The sequence below is a fragment of the Gimesia sp. genome (assembly GCF_048260065.1).
GTDB lineage: Bacteria > Planctomycetota > Planctomycetia > Planctomycetales > Planctomycetaceae > Gimesia.
The window spans coordinates 268534-295303 of sequence record NZ_JBLXHC010000002.1 but is presented as its reverse complement, the minus strand read 5'-3'; the positions used below and the strand labels follow the sequence as shown (position 1 = coordinate 295303).

Annotated in this window: 18 protein-coding genes; 14 read left to right on the top strand and 4 right to left on the bottom strand. The window is 51.9% G+C overall.

Going from position 1 to position 26770, the window contains the following annotated elements; all coding sequences use genetic code 11:
• Positions 1–26: 26 nt before the first annotated feature.
• Positions 27–578, top strand: a complete 552-nt coding sequence (gene rimI, locus ACN0YN_RS04250) for a ribosomal protein S18-alanine N-acetyltransferase (RefSeq protein WP_417383744.1) — start codon at positions 27–29, stop codon at positions 576–578.
• Positions 579–590: 12 nt separating this feature from the next.
• The gene (gene uvrA / locus ACN0YN_RS04245; protein WP_417383743.1) at positions 591–3188 is read left to right on the top strand and encodes an ABC-ATPase UvrA; all 2598 of its coding nucleotides are present in this window, start codon (positions 591–593) and stop codon (positions 3186–3188) included.
• 16 nt (positions 3189–3204) lie between these two features.
• Here uvrA and uvrB read toward each other — a convergent pair whose 3' ends face one another.
• The 4 genes from uvrB to ACN0YN_RS04225 all read right to left on the bottom strand — a co-directional run bounded on the left by uvrB (position 3205) and on the right by ACN0YN_RS04225 (position 9155).
• On the bottom strand, positions 3205–5250 hold the full coding sequence (uvrB, locus tag ACN0YN_RS04240) for an excinuclease ABC subunit UvrB (protein ID WP_417383742.1): 2046 nt from the start codon (positions 5248–5250) through the stop codon (positions 3205–3207).
• A 171-nt stretch (positions 5251–5421) separates the two neighbouring features.
• Positions 5422–6390 (bottom strand): segregation and condensation protein A, encoded by a 969-nt coding sequence (locus tag ACN0YN_RS04235; RefSeq protein ID WP_417383741.1) that lies wholly within the window; start codon positions 6388–6390, stop codon positions 5422–5424.
• Between the two features lie 326 nt (positions 6391–6716).
• Complete coding sequence (locus tag ACN0YN_RS04230; protein ID WP_417383740.1) at positions 6717–7481, bottom strand: gamma-glutamyl-gamma-aminobutyrate hydrolase family protein; 765 nt, start codon at positions 7479–7481, stop codon at positions 6717–6719.
• A gap of 477 nt (positions 7482–7958) precedes the next feature.
• Entirely contained in the window at positions 7959–9155 is a 1197-nt protein-coding gene (locus tag ACN0YN_RS04225; RefSeq protein ID WP_417383739.1) for an MFS transporter, read from the bottom strand.
• 219 nt (positions 9156–9374) lie between these two features.
• On the opposite strand from ACN0YN_RS04225, the gene tsaE reads away from it, so the two are divergent.
• From tsaE to ACN0YN_RS04165, 12 genes are all read left to right on the top strand, one after another.
• Complete coding sequence (tsaE, locus tag ACN0YN_RS04220) at positions 9375–9857, top strand: tRNA (adenosine(37)-N6)-threonylcarbamoyltransferase complex ATPase subunit type 1 TsaE (protein ID WP_417383738.1); 483 nt, start codon at positions 9375–9377, stop codon at positions 9855–9857.
• A 47-nt stretch (positions 9858–9904) separates the two neighbouring features.
• On the top strand, positions 9905–10909 hold the full coding sequence (locus tag ACN0YN_RS04215) for an NAD-dependent epimerase/dehydratase family protein (RefSeq protein WP_417383737.1): 1005 nt from the start codon (positions 9905–9907) through the stop codon (positions 10907–10909).
• Between the two features lie 103 nt (positions 10910–11012).
• Complete coding sequence (locus ACN0YN_RS04210) at positions 11013–11303, top strand: hypothetical protein (protein WP_417383736.1); 291 nt, start codon at positions 11013–11015, stop codon at positions 11301–11303.
• Between the two features lie 299 nt (positions 11304–11602).
• On the top strand, positions 11603–15118 hold the full coding sequence (dnaE, locus tag ACN0YN_RS04205) for a DNA polymerase III subunit alpha (RefSeq protein ID WP_417383735.1): 3516 nt from the start codon (positions 11603–11605) through the stop codon (positions 15116–15118).
• A gap of 227 nt (positions 15119–15345) precedes the next feature.
• Entirely contained in the window at positions 15346–15921 is a 576-nt protein-coding gene (locus ACN0YN_RS04200; protein WP_417383734.1) for a hypothetical protein, read from the top strand.
• Between the two features lie 280 nt (positions 15922–16201).
• Positions 16202–17263, top strand: a complete 1062-nt coding sequence (gene bioB / locus ACN0YN_RS04195) for a biotin synthase BioB (RefSeq protein ID WP_417383733.1) — start codon at positions 16202–16204, stop codon at positions 17261–17263.
• A gap of 183 nt (positions 17264–17446) precedes the next feature.
• Positions 17447–19603 carry a prenyltransferase/squalene oxidase repeat-containing protein gene (locus ACN0YN_RS04190; RefSeq protein ID WP_417383732.1) on the top strand — a complete coding sequence of 719 codons (2157 nt, stop codon included), beginning with the start codon at positions 17447–17449 and terminating at the stop codon, positions 19601–19603.
• Between the two features lie 330 nt (positions 19604–19933).
• Entirely contained in the window at positions 19934–20917 is a 984-nt protein-coding gene (locus ACN0YN_RS04185) for a DUF1559 domain-containing protein (RefSeq protein WP_417383731.1), read from the top strand.
• 373 nt (positions 20918–21290) lie between these two features.
• Positions 21291–23900 carry a peptidase MA family metallohydrolase gene (locus ACN0YN_RS04180; protein ID WP_417383730.1) on the top strand — a complete coding sequence of 870 codons (2610 nt, stop codon included), beginning with the start codon at positions 21291–21293 and terminating at the stop codon, positions 23898–23900.
• 51 nt (positions 23901–23951) lie between these two features.
• Positions 23952–24758 carry a DUF4159 domain-containing protein gene (locus tag ACN0YN_RS04175; protein WP_417383729.1) on the top strand — a complete coding sequence of 269 codons (807 nt, stop codon included), beginning with the start codon at positions 23952–23954 and terminating at the stop codon, positions 24756–24758.
• A gap of 45 nt (positions 24759–24803) precedes the next feature.
• Positions 24804–25829 (top strand): AAA family ATPase, encoded by a 1026-nt coding sequence (locus ACN0YN_RS04170; protein WP_417383728.1) that lies wholly within the window; start codon positions 24804–24806, stop codon positions 25827–25829.
• The gene (locus tag ACN0YN_RS04165; RefSeq protein ID WP_417383727.1) at positions 25826–26758 is read left to right on the top strand and encodes a DUF58 domain-containing protein; all 933 of its coding nucleotides are present in this window, start codon (positions 25826–25828) and stop codon (positions 26756–26758) included. Before ACN0YN_RS04170 ends, ACN0YN_RS04165 begins: the two co-directional genes overlap by 4 nt.
• Positions 26759–26770 lie beyond the last annotated feature (12 nt).

Here is a 26770-nt window from a genome sequence, read left to right as displayed (position 1 = left end):
AACTTATCAGTAGCAGGAAGGCGACTATGAGTCTCAATCAACCCCCTAATCAGGACTTGATGGTACAAATTCGCTGGCTGATCCGTCGAGACATGCCAGAAGTTCTTCGGATTGAAGAAGAAAGCTTTGAATACACCTGGTCTGAAGAGTATTTTCTCAGTTGCCTGAGACAACGCAACTGCATCGGCATGGTCGCCGAACACAACCATCAGATCGTTGGCTTCATGATTTATGAACTCCATAAATCCATGATTCAGGTCCTCAACTTTGCAGTCGCTCCTGAATTTCGTCAGCAGGGCATCGGTCGCCAGATGGTACAACGCGTGATTGATAAACTGTCACAGCAACGCCGTCGCGAGATCGCCTTGGAAGTTCGGGAAACCAACCTGTCAGCACAGCTTTTCTTCCGTAAAATGGATTTCCGTGCGGTTTCCGTTTTACGAAACTACTTCGAGGATGCCGGCGAAGACGCTTACGTCCTGCAGTACCGACTGGAACGCTCTGAACAGGATTTTGCCCCCGGACTTTCACCCAAAAACCGGATCAGCAATTATCTGGATGCTTCTGACGCTGCCTGAAACTGACAGCTTATGACCACACACGTGCCTGACGAAACCACATCCCAGCCCCCTTCGTCTCTCATCCAGGTGCGTGGTGTTCGGGTTCATAACCTGAAAAATATCGATCTTGATATTCCCTTGAACCAGCTGATCGCAGTTTGCGGCGTCAGCGGTTCGGGCAAGACCAGCCTCGCCTTCGACACCCTCTACGCGGAAGGCCAGAGACGCTACCTGGAAACCCTCTCTCCCTCCGCCCGACAGTATTTGAACCAGCTTCCTAAACCGGACGCGGACCAGATCACACAAATTCCCCCGGCCATTGCCCTCAGGCAAAACGCCAGTCAGCGTCAATTTTACTCTCGAGGCCTGGAGTCCACAGCCGGCATTGAATCGGGAATCCAGCATTACCTGCGACTCCTGTTTGCTGCATCAGGCCAGATTTTCTGCCCTGAATGCAATGTTCCCGTCGCTCCGCAGTCGCCAGATTCCGTGCTGGCATTCATTCAATCCCTGGCTACCGGATTGCGCTATCAGATCTGTTATCCGGTCATGACGGAAGAGCAATCCCCGTCTGAAATCATTCAGGAACTGAAACAACAGGGGCTCAATCGTTTCATTCTGAATCACGAAGAATACCAACTCTCTGACGACCTGACTGATGTACTGTCTCAGCTTGAAACCGAGGAACGTGAAATCCTGGTGGTACTCGACCGCCTGACGACAAAATCGATCGACGAGCAGCGCATTCGGGAAAGCCTGGAGTTCGCCTTCACCGAATCCTCGGGGCTGGCAACCCTCCTGGTCATGCAACCTCTCACAGACCGGACAACGGGCTCCCCCTTCCAAATCGGGCAGCAGCAAGCATTTCGTTTTGACTTTTCAGCGAAACTGTCTTGTCCGCAATGTCAGCAGGAATTTGCCCGGCCAGAACCACAGCTCTTTAATTTCTTCAGCCCCAGCGGTGCCTGTACGAATTGCGGCGGATCCGGATTTAGCTCTGCTGAAACCTGCCCCCAATGTCAGGGCAGCCGCCTGAATGCTTCCGCGCTCGCTGTTCGCATCCAGGAACTGAATATCGATCAACTCGGTCAACTGTCGATCCAGCAGGCATACACCTGGCTGCAACAGTATTCGAAAGGACTGACTGCAACAGAAGCCAAACCACTGGCCCCCGTCTTACGGGAGGTCCGGGAACGACTCGCGTTGATGAACGAACTGGGGCTGGGTTACCTTACTTTAAATCGCACGCGTTCTACTCTCTCCAGTGGTGAAATCCAGAGGACGGCGCTCACGTCGATCCTGTCATCGAATCTGGTCAACACCCTCTATGTACTGGATGAACCTTCTTCAGGGCTGCATCCCGCCGACAGCCATCGTGTCATTAACGTCCTGCAGAAACTGCGACAGCTCAACAATACACTGCTCATTGTCGAACACGATCCCACATTCATCCGCGCGGCAGAACACATCATCGAACTGGGACCGGAAGCAGGCAAGGCAGGGGGGGAAGTCGTCTTTTCCGGCACACTGGAAGAGTTGATCACCAGTAACCGCTCTCCCACCGGTCAGTTCCTGAATGCAACAGAAACGAGCCCCCTGAAATCGGAGCCGGACCAGCCGGCTTCCGAGTGGATCACACTGACGGAAGCATCTCGCAACAACCTGCAGAACATCACAGTCCAATTCCCATTGCGGCAATTATGCGTTGTCACCGGCATCAGCGGGAGCGGGAAGAGCAGCTTGATTGAGCAGACACTGTTTCCCATGCTCGCAGCGCAACTTACCGACACGGACAGCAGCCAGGCAGACACTGGTTGCCAGTCGATCTCCGGCGCGGAACAGATTGACGAAGTCATCCTGCTCGATCACTCACTGACAGGACAGAACCCGCGCAGTATCCCGGCAACTTACCTGAATCTGTTCGACGAAATCCGCACGATCTTCGCGCAGACACCAGACGCAAAACTGCGAAATCTTTCCGCGGGCCATTTCAGTTTCAACAGCAAGTCGGGAGGCCGCTGCCCGGTTTGCAAAGGAACGGGCAAAATCGAAATCGACCTGCAGTTTCTCGCCGACTTAACCATCGACTGCCAGGAATGTCACGGCAAACAGTATCAGCGGGAAGTTCTGGAAATCAAGTATCGAAAACTGAATATCGCTGACGTGCTGGAGCTAACGGTTGATGAAGCCTTTCCTTTTTTCCGCGGACAGCCGGCCTTACAGAAGAAACTGAAACAGCTGAAAGATGTCGGCCTGGGATACCTGCCTCTGGGGCAGCCTCTGCCTACCCTTTCAGGCGGGGAATGCCAGCGTTTGAAACTGGCCGCATACCTCAACACCAGCAGTCGCAACAGAACCCTGTTTCTGATGAACGAACCGACGCGCGGCCTGCATCCACTGGATATTCAATTCGTCCTGAACTGTTTCCAGTATCTGCTGACAGCAGGGCATTCGATCATATTGATTGAACATAATCTCGATCTGATTCGCGCAGCCGATCATATTATCGACCTGGGACCGCAGGCCGGAGCAGAGGGGGGCCACATCGTTGTCACAGGCACGCCCGCTGAAGTCGCCGCCCATCCCACATCATTGACAGGCAGGGCACTCAACGGGAAGTTTTCCTGATTTCCAATTGACACGATTACCGTCGTTTTCGCTGGCGTTTCCCTTTTTTACCGGAACGCGACGACTTTTTCTGAGCCGAACCACCTGAAGTGCTGCGCTGATTTTTCAGATCATCGATTCGATCGCGCAGCAAGGCGGCCCGTTCGAACTCCAGCTTCTCTGCTGCTTCCAGCATTTCCTGCTCCAGTTCTCCCAGAAACTCCTGGGTAATGTACTCCGACTCATCTTTGAACCCGACAGACTCCCGCACGAACTGGCGTGCTTCGATCTCTTCTTCGATCCCTCGCTTAATTGCTTTTTTGATCGTCTCGGGTGTAATTCCATGCTCCCGGTTATACTCTTCCTGAATCGCCCGTCGTCGCTCAGTTTCATCGATGGCATTCTGCATGCTGGGAGTCACACGATCCGCGTACAGAATCACTTCCGCATTCACGTGCCGGGCAGAACGACCGATTGTCTGAATCAGGCTGGTCTCGCTTCGCAGAAAGCCCTCCTTGTCCGCGTCCAGAATGGCGACCAGTGAGACTTCCGGGATATCCAGACCTTCCCGCAACAGATTGATGCCGACCACCACGTCATATTTCTGTTCACGCAAGCCGCGCAGAATTTCCACGCGTTCAAACGCATCCAGTTCCGAATGCAGCCAGGCGCAGCGAATCCCTTCCTCCTGAAAATAGGAAGACAGGTCTTCTGCCAGTCGCTTGGTCAACGTCGTCACGAGTACCCGCTCCTGGACGGCAATCCGCTTGAGAATCTCTTCTTTGAGATGAGGCACCTGTCCCCGCGCGGGCTCAATGCGAATGACGGGGTCGATCAGCCCGGTGGGGCGAATGACCTGCTCGACGACTTCACCTTCAACGCGTTCCAGTTCCCAGTCCCCCGGCGTCGCAGAGACAAACACAGTCTGTTTCCGTCGTGCATTCCATTCATCAAATGTGAGAGGGCGGTTATCCAGCGCCATCGGCAGGCGAAAACCATGATCGACCAGATTCGTCTTTCGCGATCGGTCGCCGGCAAACATCGCCCGTACCTGTGAAACCGTCACATGCGATTCGTCCACAAATAACAGATAGTCTTCGGGAAAGAAGTCCAGCAGTGTATCAGGGGGAGATCCCGGTTTTCTGCCCGCCAGTGCGCGACTGTAGTTCTCGATCCCCGGACAGAACCCCACCTCTTCCAGCAACTCCATGTCATAACGGGTCCGCGCACTTAGTCGCTGCGACTCCAGCAGTTTGCCTTCGCTCTGCAGGACCTGAATCCGCTCATCCAGCTCCGTCTGAATCTCCTGGATTGCCGATTCGATTCGTTCCTGCGGCAACACGAAATGCTTCGCCGGATAAATATAAGCCTCGTTGACGGTCCGCAGCACTTCGCCGGTCAGCGGATCGATGATTGCCAGGTTCTCAATTTCATCCCCCCAGAATTCAATCCGAAAGGCGAACTCTTCATACGCAGGCCAGCATTCCACGACATCGCCGCGCACCCGGAATCTCGCTCTCGCCAGTTCCACATTATTACGGTCATACTGAATATCGATCAGCCTGCGCAACATTTCATCCCGGTCGATTTCTTCCCCCACGCGCAATGGAATCATCATCTCCAGATAATCCTTGGGCGAACCCAGACCGTAGATGCAGCTGACGCTGGCAACCACAATCACATCACGACGGCTGACGAGCGCACTGGTCGCGAGCAGACGCAGACGATCGATTTCATCATTGATGGACGCGTCTTTCTCAATATAAATATCACGCTGCGGGATGTACGCTTCCGGCTGATAATAATCGTAATAGCTGACGAAGTAACTGACGGCGTTATCGGGAAAGAATTCCCTGAATTCGGAATAGAGCTGCGCTGCCAGTGTCTTGTTATGCGAGAGGATCAGAGCAGGGCGGCCCAGCTCGGCAATCACATTCGCCATCGTGAAGGTTTTACCGGAGCCGGTCACCCCCAGCAGAACCTGATCCGATTTGCCTGCCTTGATCCCTTTCACCAGGCTTTCAATGGCCGCCGGCTGATCGCCCGAGGGCTGAAATTCACTCTTCAGTTGAAACACAGACATGGTTGCTTGCAGTCTCCGGATTCAGCCCCTGCAGTAATCCTTACGGGGCGCTCAGACAGGAAATGGACTCTCAGCCTGTATTGTAGAGAGTCGACAGGCCATTAAGAAAGGGACTGGCTCTGCCGCACCGAAAGAAGTGGAACTCAGGAGAAAGGACACCTTGAAAACGGACTATTCTTCCGTCTCGGGTTCGTTGGACTCCAATCTGCCAGACTCCAATCTGCCAGACTCCAATCTGCCAGACTCCAGTACGTCAGACTCCAGTACGTCAGACTCCAGTACGTCAGACTCCTGTTCGTCTTCAGCAGAAGCTTCCAGCGGGGCAGGCGCTTCAGAAGCAGATTCAGGATTTTCTGGCACTTCAGTTGTAGACTCCTGATCTGCAGTCTCTGTCGGAGCTTCTTCTGTCTCTTCCAGGGGAGCCATCACCCAGATTTCACCATGTTCGACAGGTTGATCGGCCCGGAAGTGATGATGACGCAACAGTTCCAGAATTGCCAGGAAGATCCCCGTAATCCGGCTGCGTAATTTTTCGCCTTCGAAGAAACTGCTGAATGTAACCCGCTGCTCGGCACGAACACGCGCGCCGATACGTTCCACATAAGTGGAGATCGGCGTGTCATCGTAGGTAATGCTGGAGTGTTCTTCGACTTCTTTTCGTTTCACAACACGAGCGAGTGCGCTGACCAGGTCCCAGAGCTCGACCTCTTTAATCAGGTCTTCAGAAGGATCTTTACCCGACTTTGGTCGTTCATCGGAGAGTCGCGGATAATGTTCCTGCCATTCGGCGGCATGTTCTTCCAGCGCATTGGCGGCATCTTTGAATTTTTTGTATTCCAGCAGCTGTTGAATCAGATCGCTGCGGGGATCATCAATGACTTCCGCGATTTCTTCTTCTTCCGCACGAGGGAGAACCATCCGGCTTTTGATTTCAGCCAGAGTGCTGGCCATCAGAATAAAGTCACCCACCAGGTCCAGATCGATCAGTTCCAGCACATCCAGAAACTCATTGAATGATGCCGTAATCGAGGCGACAGGCAGGTCGAGAATGTCCAGTTCATTCCGCCGAATCAGGTATAACAGCAGGTCTAATGGACCACTGTATATACTCAGGTCGACCTTATATTGGGCAGTCGTCATATGATCTTTTCGGGCTCAGACGTGGAAAACGGGTGCCGAACAACAGCGATAAACCGTTTTCTCATTGCGGGTTACAGATTTTAATCGAATCGGGATCGAATCAGATTCGTCGTCAGCTCCCGTCCATTTCGATGGTGATATTATCGTTATCGTCAGAATAACCGTTACAAGTTCAAATTTTCCGACTGCCAGACCGGTAAAGAAAAAAATCGGCAAGTCGTAATGACTTGCCGATTTCGAGTTCATCGTATCACGATGACACAAAGCTGCAGCGACTCCCGTCTACCCTCAACAGACAGGAACCCCGCCGGTAACCCCTCTGTGGGTTAAGCAGCTTTGCGGACAGGCATTTGCAGAATTTGTGGTTCGGGCTCTTCACAGGCAGCCAGGAAGTTTTCGAAGACCTGCATATCGAGAGCAGACGCAGAATGATTCTGTGGATGCCATTGCACGCCGACACAGAACCAGTCTTCATCGGGAACTTCGATGGCTTCGATCACACCATCAGGAGCAGTTGCCGAAACGACAAACATTTTCGATACATATTTGACAGCCATATGATGCTGGCTGTTCACACGAATTTCGCCGGGACCATACATTTTATCAACGCGGGTTCCTGGTTCGATATTGATGATATGACGCAGGTTTGTTTCCACGCCATCACGATGATACATGGCACCGGGGACATCTTCAGTCACATGCTGATGCAGTGTGCCGCCACTGATGACGTTCATCAGCTGCATACCCGAACCAATTGCCAGCAGAGGCATTTTCATTTCCATGGCCATCGTGCAGACACGACGATCAAAATCTTCGCGACGTAAAGGCATGGCGCGGGAAGCGGGGTGTTTTTCGAATCCCAGACGGATCGGATCCAGGTCTAATGCACAACCGGAAAGAATCAGACCATCCAGCTGTTCCAGAAACTGTTTCAAGTCATCGTCGTCAGACAGGGGAGGCATCATCACGGGAATACCGCCGGCGTCTGTTACAGAATCATAGTATCCGGTAAAGAACCAGCTTAAAGCCTGAGACTCTTTTTGCTCGGGGCGAAAGTCTCCAGTAATTCCGATCAAGGGTTTTTTAGACATCGAATCCATCCTTCACTTCAGTGCACTTCCTGTGCGGTCAAAAAACAGTTGGGGGCTAAACGGGATTTCCCCAAATTCTGCGGATGGAAGGAAGCGGTTTGCGTAGAGATTCGCATTCGAAGTGCGTTCGAGCGGATGAAATATCCCCCCTATCGAACGATTTGAAATAGAATCCATTCTCTTCTAGCGGTCCGTTCCTTCGGTCCGTCTGCTACTGATCAATTCTCAGTAACTTCAAATGATTCATTCCAAACTTTCTGAATCACTTGAGTGAGCGGATCTTAGTACCGCCCCCGGATGCTGTCCAGCGAATCGACCATTTTGAGCGAATATTTTGACCGATTGAGATTCGCATACCATATCTTGTGCCGACGCTGTTGACAGACAGGGAATTCAGTGATCCCGCTCCCCATTTTTTTATAAAATTGTCTTGAACACTCGAAAACGTCTGCTTTTCAGGACTCTAGCAGACGTCAATCACGCAGTTTCGACCGATTCCGTTTTGGATTGCAGTGCCGATGAAAGCGAAGGTAACAGTATCGCTCCCACCGTTGCCAGCAGCAGGCAGGGAATGATGGCATGAAATGCACGCTGAGGAATTCCCAGCGCGACAAAGTGACTGGTGATCTTCGCCTGAATCATACCACCACCGCCCCAGGCCATCCCCATCGTAATCGCGGACGCCACACCTCCCCCTTTGGGGAACAGCTGATGCGAATAAGAGACCATCGCAGGACTCGTGCCCCACAAAATCAGACCACTGGGAATCAGCATCAGCGTCATCAACCAGATCGGACAGCCTTCCCAGCCCAGTACCAGCATCAGCGGAATGCCCAGCAGCGGACAGACAATCATGAATAATTTTTCATGGCCGGATTTGAATCGAAATGCCATCAGCAACATCCCGGCACTGGCTGAAAACAGAAAGACGGACTGAATCAGACCAATCTGAAACGCAGAAACATTCTGATCTTTCAGAATGAACGAAATCAGTTTGTCCATCGCCATATTGGGAACCAGTCTGAGCGAACAGACCATAAACAGAAACAGAGCCAGCGGCACACGTCCCTCCAGCATCTGCGACAGGGACTGTGCCTTTTGTTTACGATCCCGTTCAAACAAAGCCGCCGGTGGTTTACCAATCTGGTACAACACAATAATCAAACCGGCATACAGCGGCGCCAGAATCCAGACACTTGACAAACCCCAGGTAGAAACAATCGCGCCACAGATGATCGGTCCGACCGCCAGCCCCATCGCTCCTCCGAACATGAAAAGCGACAGGCTCCGCGTACGGCGTTCAGGTATCAGGGAACCCGCCACCACAGCTGCCTCAGGATGGAATGAACCGATACCGATTCCTCCCAGCAGCAAAGCCACACAGAGAAAAAAGACACTGTTCGCCGGCCCGACCAGCGGCATCATCACGGCTCCCAGAAGAGGGCCCAGCCACAAGATGGATTTGATCGGATAACGATCTCGAACGTATCCAAACACCGGTTGTGCCAGGGACGATGCCAGCGCATGAATGGTCAGCACGAGAAACAGACCATTTTCCGTCAGAGAATGGACCCGTTCCAGTTCTCCCCACAAAGGCCCCACGACAATTGCGGAAGCGTCAACAATGATGTGGGTGAGTGTGAGGCAAATCAGGCTGCGATAGGCGTGGGACATGTTCAGGAAAGCTTTAAGGCAGGAATTCAAGTCGTTAGTCAACAGGTATTCTACCGGGCAGGGGAGCAGAATGCGAATCGCCCAAGCTGGACGGCCCCACTGTTTTACTACATTTCCTGATGCAGCTTGAAACGGCTTGTATTGTGATCTTTGCGAAAACCAGCTATACCATCAGAATCATTGAGTATTCAAAATCAATTTTTATCGAGAGAGTCATCGTTGCAAGCTGAAATTGAGTGGACTTTTGAATCAACCAGTGAACTCGATACACAACGACTGGGGCTAAAACTGGCAGAGTACCTGACCCCGGGAACGGTCATCGCGTTAAATGGTAACCTGGGAGCAGGCAAAACCCGCCTGGTTCAGGCAATTGCCGCGGCACTCGACGTCGATCCGGCTGATGTGACCAGCCCGACCTTTGTCCTGATTCAGGAATACCAGGGACGGCTCCCCCTGTATCACTTCGACACCTATCGCCTGCGTGATACCGACGAGTTTCTCGAACTGGGTGCCGATGATCTGCTGTACTCCGACGGCGTCTGCCTGATCGAATGGGCCGACAAAGTCAGCGAGGTCCTTCCCGGCGATCTCCTGCAGATCAATATCGAGCATACATCGCCAACAGCTCGTCTATTCCGGTTCCAGGGGCAGGGACCACGCTCAAAACAGATCATCGCCCAACTGCAAACGGAAGCATTCTGATTTTTTTTACTTAGCACCTTCTCCCAGACAGGAATCAGGAAAAAGAGATGACCGTTCAATCGGAACAAAAACTGCTTGTGACTGGAGGAACAGGTCTGGTCGGCAGCCATGTCATTCAGAGGGCACGAGAAGCGGGCATACCAACGGTCGCGCTGGTTCGTTCGCTTGACCAGGCAGCATACCTGAAAGAATTCGATACCGAGCTGATTGAAGGCGATTTGACCGATAAAAAAACACTGCGCGACGTCCTGACTGGCGTCACCATTGTCGTCCATACCGCTGCCAAAGTAGGGGACTGGGGGAGTGTCGACGAATACCGTAACACGAACGTCAAGGGGTTGGAAAATCTGCTGACGGCACTCGAAGAACAATGTTTGATCAGGCACCTGATTCACATCAGCTCACTCGGCGTCTATGAAGCCCGCGATCATTATGGCACGGACGAATCAGAGCCCCCGCATGCGTCCGGCATCGATGGTTACACACTCAGCAAAATTGAATCAGAACAACTGCTGCGAAAGCATTCGATTCCCTACACCATTTTACGCCCTGGATTTATTTATGGCCCCCGCGACCGGACCGTCCTGCCACGCATTCTGGAGCGATTGAAATCGGGTCGATTCGCTTACCTCGGCAGTCCTGAAAAGCTGATGAATAACACCTATGTCGAACATCTGGTCGATGCGATCTTTCTGGCTTTGTTCAATGAAGAGGCATTAAGTCAGACGTACAATATCACCGATGTTTCACTGGTCAGTAAACGTGAATTCATTTCCACCATCGCGGAACTGGCTGAATACCAGCCTCCGAAAAAAGTAGTTCCACTGCCGGTTGCGAAAAACCTGGCGCGCGTGATGGAAGGCCTCTGGAGATTCCTGGGAAAGAAGCAGGCGCCCATCCTGTCACAGGCGCGGATCAAGTTTCTGGGTCTGAACCTGGATTTCAGTGCACAGAAGGCTCAACAGGAACTGAATTATCATCCACAAAAAACGTTTCAGCAGTCGATGGGCGATACGATTGAATGGTTTCGAACCCATCATCAATTACCATAATCCACAACGGCTTATGAATTCTGCGTAAATTCCCTGCGAATGCAGCTGAGTGCTCAAACCCGGCAATTGACCTGACCTGTGCCTGAAAGTTAGAATAGTATTCATGGAAAGCAATCAATCGCAGTCACCCGAGCAACCAGACCAGAAGCAGCAGCCTGCTCAGAAACCGTGGTCGTGGAAGCGGTACATTATCACCTCCACTATTCAGGTGACTGTCTTCCTACTGCTGTATGTGCTCTCCATCGGCCCTTTGTTCTGGCAGTGGTATGCTTCCTTTAACTCGATGAGTTCCCCTTTCTTCGCCGCTTTTTATACGCCACTTCTGCTGGCCTGCGATATCTTTCCCCCGCTTTCAGATGGGGTGAACTGGTACATCAACCTCTGGATCGGTTGAAATCTTTGATGCTGCAGAGTTTTTTGCCCTGCGAATCATGGAAGCAGCGAACCATTTTCAACCGAAATCCGTTACCACGACAGCATAAATTTCCAGCCTGCAACCATCAGGCAAAGTACATATCAAAAACCCAAAGCACAGAGCCTTGAGGTTGATTGACAAACCAGAGAATCCACATACACTCAGGGAATGGAATGCTGTTGTAGAACTCTCTCCAGCTTCCTCTGGTTATTTATCTCTCACAGCCTGAGCTGTTTTTTGCCTGGATGGCATTCATAAAAACGGGAGCACGGAAAAATATGAGCGACCCCAGACCTTTTGCTCACCTGCATTGTCATACTCACTTCAGCATGCTGGATGGTGCCAGCCGCATCCCCGAAATGGTGAGTAAAGTCAAAGAAGCGGGCATGAATGCGCTCGCGATTACCGACCACGGCAACCTGTACGGCGCGATGGACTTTTACCATCAGTGCCGCAGTCAGGAAGTGAATCCGATTCTGGGTCTGGAAGCCTATATTGCCCCCCGCAGCCGCTTCGAAAAAGGGGCTTCCCGGATGAAAGAAGCCAGTTTTCACCTGACGCTGCTGGCACAGAACCGACAGGGCTTTGAAAACCTCATCAAACTTTCCTCCACATCCTACCTGGAAGGTTTTTACTATAAGCCACGTATCGACAAGGAAATTCTGGAGGCACACAGCGAAGGTCTGATTCTGCTAACGGGCTGTGCCGCCGGCGAACTGTCGCATCACATCCTGGGAGAAAACTGGGAAGAAGCGGAAAAATTATGCGCCTGGTATGAAAAGGTCTTTGGCGACCGGGTTTATATGGAAATTCAGAACGCAGGTCTGGAAATTCAGCGACAGTGCCTGGAAGGAACAGTCGATCTGGCCAACAAAATGGGCCTTCCTCTCGTTGCCACCAATGATGCGCATTATGTCGATCAGAAAGATGCGGTCGCACAGGACGTACTGCTCTGTGTGAGTACACGTGCCGTCGTCAGTGATGAAAAACGCATGAAAATGACCGGCGACCAGTTCTTCGTACGAACCCAGGAAGAGATGTACAATGCCTTCCCGGGACATGAGGATGCCGTCGCCCGAACACAGGAACTGGCAGAACGGGTCGACATTCAGATGTCGGGGAAAAAATTCTACCCGGTATTCCAGCCCCCCGATAACCTGACCGATACGCAATACCTGCGAAAACTCTGTGAAGAACGCCTGCCATTAAAGTATGGCGACGAACTGACACAGGCTCACTGGGATCGACTCGATCTCGAACTCGGCGTGATCGAACAGATGGGATATTCCAGCTACTTCCTGATCGTCTGGGACTTCGTCCAGTTCGCTGAAAACGAAGGCATTCCCTGTACGGCTCGTGGATCGGCGTGTGGCGCCATCGTCGCGTTTCTGCTCGGTATGTCACAGGTCTGCCCGCTGAAGTACGACCTGCTGTTCGAACGATTCCTGGACCCCAGCCGAACCGAACCACCCGATATCGATATCGACTTCTGTCGTGATCGACGCCAGCTGGTGATCGATTACACCAAACAGAAGTATGGTGAGAAAAGTGTGGCGCAGATCGGTACTTTTGGTACTCTGAAAGCCAAGGCAGCGATCCGTGACGTCGGACGTGCGCTGGGTGTTCCCCTGGCGCGGGTCAACGAAATCGCGAAAATGATCCCGGAATCGCTCGGCATCAAACTGAAAGATGCCTTGAAAGAAAGCCCCGATCTGCAGTCGGCCTATGATCAGGATTCCGAGATCAAACGCCTGCTCGATCTGGCGATGCAGCTGGAAGGTTTATGCCGCAGTGCCGGTACTCACGCTGCGGGTGTGGTGGTGGCCGACCTGCCTCTCTCCGAAGTCGTTCCCCTGCAGACCATCACCGGCAAGACCGACATCATCACCCAATGGGATGGCCCGACGGTGGAATCGGTAGGGCTGCTGAAGATGGACTTCCTGGGTCTGCGCAACCTGACCATTCTGGACAAAGCGGTTCAAAACGTTAAAAAACATCGCGGCGTCGACATCAATCCACATAAACTTCCCCTGGACGACGAAGAAACATTCGCGCTGCTTCAGCGGGGAGAAACCAAAGGGATTTTCCAGCTGGAAAGTGGCGGGATGCGCGACCTGCTGACCAAGATGAGGCCGGATAAGTTCGAAGATATCATCGCGACCTCCGCTCTGTACCGCCCGGGTCCTCTCGAAGGGGGGATGGTGATGCAGTACGTAGATGTGAAGCACAACCGGATCCCGATCCCCAAAGTGCATCCCATCGTCGATGAAATTCTGGACGAGACCTACGGCGTGATGGTCTACCAGGAACAGGTCATGCGGATTCTGAACCGGGTGGGAGGCATCGAGCTCTCCGCCGCGTATCGCTGTATTAAAGCGATCAGTAAGAAAAAACTGAAAATCATTGCCGAGTTCCGCGATCAGTATCTTGCCGGCGCCAAAGAGAATGACGTAGACGTCAAACTGGCTACCGACCTGTTTGAAATGATCGAAAAGTTCGCGGGTTACGGGTTCAACAAATCACACTCGACTGCCTACGGGGGAGTCGCTTATGCGACCGCCTACCTGAAAGCGCATTATCCCAAAGAATTCATGGCGGCCTTACTTTCCTGCGGTATGGAAAGTCATGAGCGCATCAACGAACATGTGGATGACTGCCGTCGCATGAAAATTGAAGTGCTCCCACCTGACATCAATCGCTCTGACGTGGAATTCAGCGTGGATGGCGAAAAGATCCGCTTCGGTATGGGAGCCATCAAAGGGGTCGGCGAACAGGTTCTCGAAGCAGTCGTCCAGGAACGCGAAGAGAACGGCCCGTTTACCAGCCTGTATAATCTGTGTGAACGCGTCGATCCCAAAACACTCAACAAGAGCACACTCGAAATCCTGATCAAAGCAGGAGCCCTCAACAGCCTCGGCGGAAATCAGGCGCAGTTAATGCTCACTGTAGAACGGGCCGTGCAAGCGGCTCTGAACATTCATCGCGATCGCGCCCGCGGTCAGAAGAGTCTGTTTGGCGACGAGCCTGAGGACGAAGAAACCGGCTCTGGGGAAGATGCAGCGCTGCCGGAAGCAGAAGACTGGCCTCGTGCACAAAAACTGGGTGCCGAGAAAGAAGTGTTCGGCTTTTACCTCACTTCACACCCCCTGGCTGAAATGGGATCCGCGCTTTCCAAATATGCTCAAAATCAGACCAACGAACTGGCAGAAATGGATGACCGGGTTGAAGTCATCCTCGCTGGCATGGTTTCTTCGATCAAAATGGCTGCAACGAAAAAACCCAGCAAGAACGGGAACACCCGCTATGTGAACTTTGACCTCGAAGATCCCCACGGACTGGTACGCTGCATCATGTGGCCCGAGCAGTTCGCATCGATGGGCGAAAAAGTCAAAATGGAAGCGATGGTGATCATCAAAGGGAAAATCGACAAACGGGGCAGGGAGCCGAACGTTATTGTCGATCAGTTGCTCACGCTGAACGATGCCCGGAAACAGTTTACCGATCGTCTGGCCATTAATTTTAAACGGGGAGTGCATACCAGACAGGATATGGTCAATGTACATGATGTGTTGACGCAGTTCCCCGGCCAGACGGAAGTCATTCTGGTCGTCGATTCGGTGGACCAGGAAAATCCGAGTACCCAGCTACGATATGTGCTCAATCCTCCGGGCAGCATGCGTGTCTCCTGCAGCAATGAATTCGAAACACAGCTGACAGCAGTGATTGGCCAGAGCCATATACACTTCCATACACCGGTTAAGAAAAAAAATACCAATGGAAGTCAGGTCCGGTAGCCCTTTTGCAGCGATGACCGATTCTAGAGCGCATCACATTTAAGCATAGCGTCTCTCAATCTAATATACTCGGGTCAAACAGCCTTGGAAACGCTACAGTAATACTGGACACAGTCTAAAGTACCTGATCTGGCATTTTTAAAGAAATCTTGGTGTTCCCTGCAGCCGAAAATAAGATTATAGTTACGATGCTGTTTCGCTGTTCAAAAGCTCCAGGAATTCAATTGATGAAAAAGACGGGAATCACGATTTTGACATTGGCTGGACTCTCAGCCGCCTTCCTGTATCCTGCTGCAGATTCAAATCGAAGCCGATCAACCACAGCACAGACTCAGCATCAGAAACCGGTTCTGCAACAGATTCCCGCGCGTGTGATTTCCCAAACCAGTTCTGCTGACCCCCAAAAACAGCCTGAATCCGACGTAAAAGAGGCAAAATCTGTTGAACTCAGTTCTGAAGAACTCCTGTCACGGCTCGTTGGCAAATGGGAACAGACCAAGAGCACCAGCAGGCAGATCCTGACCATCAAGGAAAATGGAACCGCCACGATGCTGATTGAACCACAGGGGATCTGGAGCACAGTTCTGGGCAAAAAAGTGACCATTGATATTGAATGGCAGCTCAATGCCGCCACGTTGACATTACGGGCCGTTGGCGGAAGTCCTGAAAACAAGCTGGATTACATCAAACAACTCTGGGGCAGTGAATTTAAACGCGAGATTCACTCGATCGAAGACAAAATGTTCACACTGCGGGACGACAAAGGAGATGTCAGCCAGAAGTGGATTCGAACATCCTATTGATCTGATTCTGAAAATCCTCAAAACAGCCCCACTTCCTGACTGTCAGCTTACTTGTACTCTCCTTCATTTCGCCTATCATAGAGCACAACAGGAGCCTGACACCCACTGCACATGAAAGCACCTTTTCTCAAGAACTGTCCGCTCAGAACGGCGGCAGATTGAGTAAGCTTCCCTGGTTTCCGGGATGCAGTATGGTACAGGCCCTGAATTCCAAACGATTTACCGGAACTCCCGGATGACTTCGCAAAACTCGCTCCTTCTGCACTGAAAGATATCTTTGATGAACAATCAGGTCACTTCATCTCCTTCACGCTGGCAAACACTCGCAGATCAGGTTTTATCTGGTTATCAGATTACCCGTGAAGAAGGGCTGGAAATCTTAAACTCAAGCGATGATGAATTGCTGGACCTGCTGTCTGCCACTTATCGCATTCGACAGAAATATTTTGGGAAACAGGTCCAACTGTATTACCTGAAAAATGCCAAAAGCGGCCTCTGTCCGGAAGATTGTGGCTACTGTTCGCAGGCACGCGGTTCCAAGGCCGATATTCCCAAATATCGCATGCTCAACGAAGAAAAACTGCTCGAAGGTGCCAGAGCAGCTGATGAAGCGAAAGCGGGAACCTACTGTATCGTTGCCAGTGGACGCGGACCGACAGATAAAGAAGTCGAGCATGTCGCTTCTGTCGTCGAAAAAATTAAATCTTCGTTTGACTTGCGCATCTGCTGCTGCCTGGGTCTGTTGAATGAAGATCAGGCAAAACGTCTGCAGCAGGCAGGCGTAAACCGTATCAATCATAATTTGAACACCAGCCGCGAATATTATGAAAAGATCTGTACCACCCATACTTATGAAGATCGTCTGCAGACATTGAAAGTGGCCCGGGAAGCCGGCATGGAACTCTGCAGTGGTCTGATTGTAGGCATGGGCGAAGTTCCGGAAGACATTGTGGATGCCACGTTTGAACTCCGCGAACTGGAAACCCGATCCATCCCGGTCAACTTCCTCAACTCCATTGATGGAACTTCACTGGAAGCCGTTGATGAACTCGACCCCCGCTACTGCCTGAAAGCACTCTGCCTGTTCCGGATGGCACATCCTGCTACGGAAATCCGCATTGCCGGCGGCCGCGAAGTCAATCTGCGTTCGATGCAGGCCATGGGGCTTTATGCTGCCAACTCCATGTTCGTCAGTGATTATCTGACAACCAAAGGTCAGGCCGCGGAAGCCGATTATGAAATGATCGCCGATCTGGGATTTGAAGTGATCATTTCAGGACATGAGATGGAAGCCACCACAGGCGAGCCTTCTGAACTGGCAACCCAGGCGGAATCCTGCTGAAACCCGAAAGAACTCTCGACAGCGTTTGTGTCTGGATTCTCAAACTCCTTATTTTGATTGAGGTTGTACAAAAAGCGGTCTCCGCGTATGATCTCGACCTCGAAATTGTCTGCGCGGTCATTACTCCGCGCGGCAATTTCCCGGGAATGGAATCCAAATCAACTACGTCAGGGAGTACCTGAAATGAATTCAGGCAGACTGAGAGCCAGTGATCTGTCCGGCAACCCCGAACCTGGTCACGAGACAGCCCCCACCTTTAAGATTTTCCCCAGTACGGAAGCGGCCCCCTTTGATCATCCTGAGCAACTGCTGAAAGGCATCGCCCGCTCGCGTGATTACCTGCTGTCACTGCAGCATGAAGAAGGCTACTGGGTTGGAGAACTCGAAGGAGATTCCATTCTGGAGTCGGAATACATTCTTCTGCTGGCATTTCTGGGAAGACAGAGCTCAGACGAAGCAGTCCAGGCAGCCAACTACCTGATGGACACACAAATGCCGGCTGGGGGCTGGAACATGTATCCGGAAGGCCCCATCGAAATCTCTGCCTCAGTCAAAGCCTACTTCGCGCTCAAACTGACCGGTCACTCGCCGACAGAGGAGTACATGCAACGCGCCAAAACAGCGATCCTGGCGGCGGGCGGCGTCGAAGCGGTCAACAGTTTTACGCGTTTCTACCTCGCCTTGCTGGGAGTGATTCCCTATTCCAAATGCCCGGCTGTTCCTCCCGAACTCATGCTGATTCCCCGCTGGATGCCGTTCAATATTTTTGAAATGTCTGCCTGGTCCCGTACGATCCTGGTTCCCTTGAGCATCCTCTGGGCTTATCGCCCTTCCATCACTCTGCCGGAAGAGCAGGGGATCAACGAACTTTTTACCGGACGACCGGAAGACTACCCCAGAACGATCGCCAAGTCAGAAGCACTCGATTCTCTTTCGAAGAAAACCTGGTTCAACTGGCATCGGTTTTTCCAGATTGTCGATCAGGGAGTCAAAGTCGTTGAAAATCTGGGACTGAAGCCTTTTCGCAAGACAGCAGTTAACAGAGCACATCAGTGGATGACCGAACGATTTGATAAAAGCGATGGGCTGGGAGCCATTTTTCCGCCCATCATCTGGACTGTCATCGCATTAAAGTGTCTGGGACAGGAAGAAAGCAGTCCCGGCATCCAGCGTGCATTACGCGAACTGAAAAAACTGCAGATCAAAGAAGGCGATCGCATTCGCCTGCAACCCTGTAAATCGCCTGTCTGGGACACCGCCCTCAGCACGATTGCGCTGCGGGAGGCAGGAGTTTCAAATCGTCATCCCGCGATCCGCAAATGTGTGAAGTGGCTCCTCTCCCAGGAGGCTCGGGAGCAGGGAGACTGGGTCAACTCCAGCAAATCACAAGCACCGGGTGGCTGGTACTTTGAATTCAACAATGAGTTCTATCCCGATGTGGACGATACAGCGATGGTCATCATGGCGCTCAGACGCTGCATGCCGAAAACGCTGAAGCAGGACCAATGGCTGACCGACTTCCTCATCACGCCGGAATGGAACCCCTATGATGAAGAACTCAGCACGGAAGCAATCGTCGTGGGTCGCAGTGAATCTCGCGAACAGGCTTTTGCAGATCTGGACCTGCTTGAACCCATGATTGGTGCGATTCAGCGGGGAATGCAGTGGATCCTGGGAATGCAGAACAAGGATGGCGGCTGGGGTGCCTTTGATCGAGACAATAACCGGGAACTGTTTACTCAGGTTCCATTTGCCGATCATAATGCGATGGTCGACCCCAGTACTGCCGATTTAACCGCACGCGTTCTGGAAGCGTTTGCCGACGTGGATCTGCCTCTCAGCCATCCCGCCTGCCAGAAAGCTCTGGAATACGTCTGGAGCCAGCAGGAAGACGATCACTGCTGGTACGGCCGCTGGGGTGTGAATTATCTGTATGGAACCTGGCAGTCAATTGTCGGGCTGACGAATATCGGTGTTCGTGCAGACGACCCTCGCATTGTCAGAGCGGTTGGCTGGTTAAAATCCCACCAGCAGCCATCGGGAGGCTGGGGGGAAACCGCCGACAGTTATGCTGATCCCTCTCTTCGTGGTCAGGGAGCTGCAACGCCTTCCCAGACCGCCTGGGCGTTAATGGGATTGATGGCGGCTGACGAAATCGACTCTGCCGCCGTGCGGCGGGGAGTGCATTACCTGCTCGAAACACAGAAAGTAGACGGCAACTGGGACGAAGAACCCTTCACCGGAACCGGGTTCCCCAAGGTATTCTATCTCAAATACCACCTTTACCGGACCTACTTTCCGTTGATGGCCCTGGCCCGTTTTGAGCGGCTGCGACGCTGATCAAACATCGTGCCAGTATTTGCAGAACATGGTATTTTCCCCATGCACAGAAAACCACGTTCGTGTAAATCATTTTTTTCTTGACATATTTTTCCAAAATAACTCCTTGTAAAAAGGGGGGTTAGAGCCCGGACACGACACACAATCACACCGTTCAAAAAATATTTTGTTTTTTTTTGAACAATATTCAATGATTGCTTGTTTCCTCTACCTGACAGGTATATGTTTCTAATGCGTTTAACGCGCTCGAAGCTACCCACCTTCAAATAGAAGAAACCAGCCGTTTCTCGCAGGCACCCTCTAACCCCCCCGAATTTAACTGGAGTTAAGATGAAGAGTTGTCCCGGAACCCCCAAGCGCGGGTTCACACTGATCGAACTACTTGTGGTAATTGCAATCATCGCGATCCTGATTGCGTTACTCCTTCCCGCTGTTCAACAGGCACGTGAAGCTGCTCGACGCTCTACCTGCAAAAACAGCCTCAAGCAAATTGGTATCGCCATTCACAACTACGCTGATACCCACAGAGTTTTCCCACTGGGCTACACCAATGCCGCAGCCAGCGGCACTACCGACTACAACTGGGCCTGGTCAACCTTCCTGCTCCCTTTCGTTGACCAAGCTCCTCTGTACAACACGATCAACCCCAATGGTGGATTGCTGTTGCCAGTGGCTACTTATACTTATGGTTCGACATCAAATGCATTGCAGACTGCAATTCCCGTCTATCGTTGTCCTTCATCGATCGTACCTGTAGTCAACAACCTGCGTACCGATGGCACAAACGGCTACGGTGCTCTGAGCTACCCAGCTGTCTCCGGTCACATTTCCGGTCTGACAGGAACACAGAACACCACATACCAGTACAAAGGTGCCTTCTTCCCACGAAGCAGTGTTCGTTTCCGCGATTTTACAGACGGAACCTCAAACACCATTCTGGTTGGTGAGCGTGCCTTCCAGCAGACCGGCAGCACCATTACTCAGCCTTCCGCTGCCATCTGGGTTGGTGGACGCTACAATGCCGCAGGTACTGCCGGTATCACCAGCACTGTCGGTGGTTTAGAGCAGGACGCAACGGGCGTTGTATCTCAAGCAACTAACATTAACCAGAAGACTTCTGGTTCTGCTCCCCATCGTGGTTTCAGCAGCCAGCACGTAGGTGGATGTCACTTCTTGCTGGGTGATGGTACCGTCCGATTCATCAGCGAGAACATCAACTCTGCTGACTACAACTCAACAGCAGGTGCTGCTGCCATGGGTACTTATCAGAAACTCTCTATCATCAACGATGGTCAGGTTCTGGGTGAATTCTAAAGTCAGTTGATCTGCTGAAACAGTTTCTTTAATTGCATTCAGCATAATTTGAGATCTGCTTAACAGGCAGCCACTTTACTTCAAAACAGTAAAGTGAGCTGCCTGTTTTTCTTTACCTGGCCTGCCGGCAAAAAGAAAGAAACTTGAGAATTATCCCTCCTGAAAAAAATTCTTATTGCACATTTTGCAAAATTCAGATATGGTTCTCCGTTGGCTCTCCAACTTATGACCTACATCAAGCGCTACTTGAGTCAGAAGTAACTTCCTTCGGTGTTTCGGATACGAAGCCGTTTTGGATCCGACTCTGAAGTACGGTATCACAATGATCGCGAAATTTATTTCGCACATTGGACTTTCCCAGGGAAGGGCGCATATGCAAAGAGTGCAACGTTACCAGTTCAAACCTGAACTTCCGGTCGCCTCGCTCAACCGGCCCGCTCACAAAACACTTGTGAACCGCACTCTTTCTCTTGCCTCATTCTGTTTCCTGCTACTGCTCATTTTCAGCCAGCAGGCTCTCTTTGCGAATGATCTGGAAGAATGTGAGCAACTTCTCAATTCCGGTCAGTATCGGACCTGCATTGAAAAAACAGAAGCGGCAATACTGAAAAAAACGTACGGTTCCGAATGGCCACTGCTCAAAGCAAAAGCAGAACTGGCCGTCGGTCAATATGCAGAAGCAAAACAGACCATCGATGCAGGACTCAAACGTTATTCCTGGAGCCTGCCGCTTCGCCTCAAAGCATATGAGATCTATCAGCTCAATAATGAGCATGAAGCAGCCGAAGAATTCCTCAACAGTATTCACGAACTGGCCAGCCGCTCTGCCTGGCGGTATACCGATGCCAGCAGCCTGATCGCATTAGGTCAGGCTTCCATCCTGAAAAAAGCAGATCCTGCCATTGTCCTGGAGTCCTTTTACGATCGTGCCATCAGGGAATATCCAGAACACAAAGACGCTTACCTCGCCAGCGGCAATCTGGCTTTATCCAAACGCGACTTTATTCTGGCACAGGAAACATTCGAAGCTGCGACCAAAAAGATTCCCGAAGATGTTGACCTGCTGTTCGGCCTGGCAAAAGCACTGCAGTCCGGCAGTTCCGAGCGCTCTGAAAAACTGATGCTCCAGGTCTTGAGTATCAACCCCCACTACATCCCGGCTCACCTGGAACAAATCGATCGCTGCATCCATTCCGAGCAGTATACAGAGGCAAAACAACGTCTGGCGTTAGTGCTCGATATCAATCCCCATCAGGCTGAAGCCTGGTCTACTCTGGCAGTCATCGCACACTTTGAGCATCGTCCGCATGAAGAAACAGCCTGTTACTGGGAGGCGCTCAGTCACCATGACCAGAACCCCAAAGTTGATTACCAGATCGGAAAAGCCCTCTCCGAGCACTATCGTTTTTCCGAAGGAGCCGCCTACCAGCGTCTGGCACTTCAGAAAGATGCTAAGTTCATTCCAGCCCGTATCCAGTTGGCTCAGGACGAATTACGCCTGGGACTCGAAGTCAGTGGCTGGGAACACGCTCTGCTGGCACATCAGCAGGACGGTTATGACACGACCACATTCAATCTCCTGGAACTCAAAGATCAGCTGGCCAGTTTCAAAACACTGGAAGATGAAACCTTCATCGTACGCATGGAAGCCCGTGAAGCCGAAGTTTACGGCCAGGAAGTTCTGAAACTCCTGCACGCAGCAAAACAGTCCCTCTGCAAAAAATATGGCCTGGAACTCGATCAGAAAATCACCGTCGAAATTTTTCCCAATCCAGATGATTTCGCAGTCCGCACCTTCGGCATGCCTGCCGTCTCTGGTTACCTGGGCGTCTGTTTTGGAAAAGTCATCACCGCCAACAGCCCGGCTTCTCAATCAGAACATCCCACAAACTGGCAGTCGGTTTTATGGCATGAGTTCTGCCATGTGGTGACGCTGGAACTGACAAAAAATAAAATGCCGCGCTGGATCAGTGAAGGCCTTTCTGTCTATGAAGAACGCCAGAAAAACCCTCACTGGGGTGAGACGATGATTCCCCAGTACCGGGACATGATTCTGAAAGGGGAAACAACTCCCATCAGTGAGTTGAGCAGCGCCTTCCTGAACCCCAAAAGCGGTCTGCACATCCAGTTTGCCTACTACCAGTCATCCATGGTTGTGGAATACCTGATTAATGAATTCGGTTTCGACGCCATGAAGTCCATCCTGAGTGATCTGCAGGCTGGTGTCCCGGTCAATGTCGCCATAGAACGTCGCACGAAAACACTGGGAGAACTGGAACAGGATTTCGCTACGTACCTGACAGCAGAAGCGAATAATTTCGCGTCTGAAGTCGACTGGTCCGAACAGGATCTGACTGCTCTCACCAGTGATGACACGAAACGATTCGATGACTGGATCCGCGAGCATCCCCATCATTTCCAGGGACTGATGGCGTATTCCCGGATTCTGGAAGAGGAAAACCGCACTGCGGAGCTGGAAGCAACCCTGAAAAAACTGGTCAGGCTCTATCCGCAATATACGGGAGCAGACAATGCCTGCCTGCGGCTGGCCGCCCTCTACCAGAAACAGGAACGCTTTGACGTAGAACAATCGTATCTTGAACAGCACGCGAAATATAACCCGAACGCACTCGCAGTCTTTCAGCGACTGGCGACTCTCTACCAGCAACAGGAAAACTGGCACGCCGTCTATCAGGCCTGCCAGGATGCCAACGCGATCAATCCTCTTGACCAGGAGACTCAACAGAGACTGGCAACTGCCTGTATTCAGTTGAACCGTCCTGCGGAAGCGGTCGCCGCGTATCAGGCGATTCTTGCGTTAGAACCACATAACCCTGCAGAAACTCACTATCAGCTCGCCCGTTTGCTACAGGATACTCATAAACAGAAAGCAAAACGACACACACTCATCGCGCTCGAACAGGCCCCTCGATTCAGGGCCGCACACCAACTATTGCTCGAATTAACTGCAAACACACCTTAATGTCATACACAGGTTGATGTAGGGACTGAAAAGGCTCAGGAGGAGCCTGACATGAAAAAATCATTGATTTCGCTAGCAGTAATCTGCGCATCTCTGATTGTAGTTACGATCTCCATTGGACAGTATCGCAGGAGCATCCCCGCGGACCGCAATGGTGTTCCCGAGTGGAAGAACGACCCGGAATTCAGGCACGATGTCTTTACCTTCGTCAGGGTTCGCTATAACTCCCACCAGGGCTGGCGACGCTGGGCCACCGATTACCCGGACAGTGACTTAAACTTCTCTTATCGCCTGCAGCAGCTCACTTCCATGAAAGTCGATCCGGAAGGTCGCATCCTGGAACTGACCGACAAAGAACTGTTTGACTACCCGTTCATCTACATGATCGAACCCGGCTCCCTGGAATTTACCGAAGAAGAAGCCACCTGCCTGCGGCGATACCTGCTGAACGGCGGCTTCATGATGGTGGATGATTTCTGGGGAGAAGCAGAGTGGGATAATTTCGCGATGGAGATGAAACGCGTCTTCCCCGAACGGGAACTGGTCGACATCCCCCTGGAACATCCTATCTTTCATTGCGTTTACGATCTGAAAGAAAAACCACAGGTCCCCAGCATCGGCGTTGCGCAATGGGGCCGCTCCGAAGGTATCACCTGGGAACGGGAAGACGCTAAAGAAGTTCATTATCGCGGGATCTTTGATGATGCAGGGCGGCTGATTGTCGTCGTCTGCCACAATACCGACCTGGGTGATGGCTGGGAACGGGAAGGGGAAGACAAATGGTACTTCCAGGAGTTTTCCGAGAAGAAAGCATATCCATTGGGAATTAATATTGTTTTTTACGCCATGACACACTGAATTCAGCGCCTTGAAATTTTAGTTTTTTCTATCAGGAGCAGAAACGTGAACCTTAAAGTTGTCTCACCCGATAGTCGCAGTGAAGAGGAACGCCTTTTCGAACTGCTGCAGAACAGCCGCAAGCAGATCGATGCGGAAATCTCCAAAGCAGTCATCGGCCAGAAAGAAATCATCGATCAGCTCCTGATCGCGTTATTTGCCGGCGGACACTGTTTGATTACGGGAGCCCCCGGTCTGGCTAAAACACTCCTGGTAAATTCCCTGGCACAGGTTTTCAAATTGAAGTCACAACGAATTCAATTCACACCGGACCTGATGCCTGCAGATATTACGGGAACGGAAATTCTCGCAGGAAATTCCCAGGAGTCCCGGGCGATGAAATTTGTCAAGGGACCGGTCTTCACAAACATCCTCCTGGCCGACGAAATCAACCGCACCCCTCCCAAAACGCAGGCCGCACTGCTGGAAGCGATGCAGGAAAAGCAGGTCACCGTGACCGGCATTAAGTATGAACTGGATAAACCCTTTTTCGTGCTGGCGACGCAGAATCCGATTGAAATGGAAGGCACCTATCCACTTCCGGAAGCACAGCTGGACCGTTTCATGTTCAATCTCGTGATTGATTACCTTTCGGAAGATGACGAAGTCGCAGTCGTCGCCCAGACGACCGCCCGCAATTCCGAGCCGATTCAGCCGCTGTTTACCGGCAGCGACATCCAGCAGTTTCATCAGTTCGTCCGTGAAGTTCCCGTGGCAGAGGAACTCGTCCGCTACGCGGTTCAGCTCTGTGCAGCTTCGCGGCCTCGACAGGAAACGACACCTGATTTCATCAATGAATGGGTCAACTGGGGCGCAGGTCTGCGTGCTGCGCAAAGCCTGATCCTGGGTGCCAAAGCACGGGCAGTCCTGCGGGGACGCGTGCATGTCATTCTGGAAGACATCCAGGCATTGCTGGCCCCCGTCCTGCGCCATCGTATCCTGATCAACTACCGTGCAGAAGCCGAGGGCATCACGGTCGAATCGGTCGTACAACAACTGATCGAAACTATCAAAAGGCCCGTCGAAGCATGAGCACACTTCCTTTCAAACAGACATCCCGATCCAGTCAGAATCAGAGGCTGATCTCGCAGCGGATCGACCCGGCCTGCCTGATGCGAATTAAATCACTGGAATTGCGGGCCAAATCGGTTGTCGAAGGAACCTGGAAAGGCCTGCATCGCAGCCCCTACCACGGATTTTCCGTCGAGTTCACAGAGTATCGGGAATACACGCCCGGCGATGACCCGCGTCATATTGACTGGAAACTGGCGGCCCGTTCCAACCAGCATTTTATCAAACGGTTCGAAGAAGAAACCAATCTCTGTTGTCACATGCTGCTCGACTTAAGTTCCTCCATGCAGTTTGACAGCCTGGGATATTCCAAATCGGATTATGCCAAAACGCTGGTGGCCACATTTGCCTACTTCCTGTCGACGCAACGCGACGCCAGCGGATTGATCATCTTTCACGAACACGTCGATTCCATTGTGCCGGCACGCTTCACCCGCGGTCAGCTCAGACGCATCCTGATTGAACTCGAACGCCCTCCGCAAGGCACACATACAAACCTGATCTCTCCCCTCAAACACGCCGTGGAAACGATCAAAAAGCGAGGTCTGGTCGTGTTGATTTCCGATCTGATGACTTCCGTGGATGAACTGAATACCCAGCTGGGATACCTGCGGGCAAAAGGGCATGAAGTTGCACTGTTCCAGATTCTGGATCCTGCGGAGGTACATCTGAATTTTCACGAAGCTGCCATTTTCGAAGACATGGAATCGGGAGAACGTATCTCGCTGAATCCCAAAGCGGCCCAGAAACAATACCTGGAACAGTTCAACGCACACCTGGAGTCAATCCAGACCATCTGCCGCAAGCAGGGCGTGCATTATCACAAATTAACGACAGATACCCCCTTGGAAGTAGGGCTTTCTGATTTTCTGACGGATCGCGCCGCCTGAGAACAAACCAAA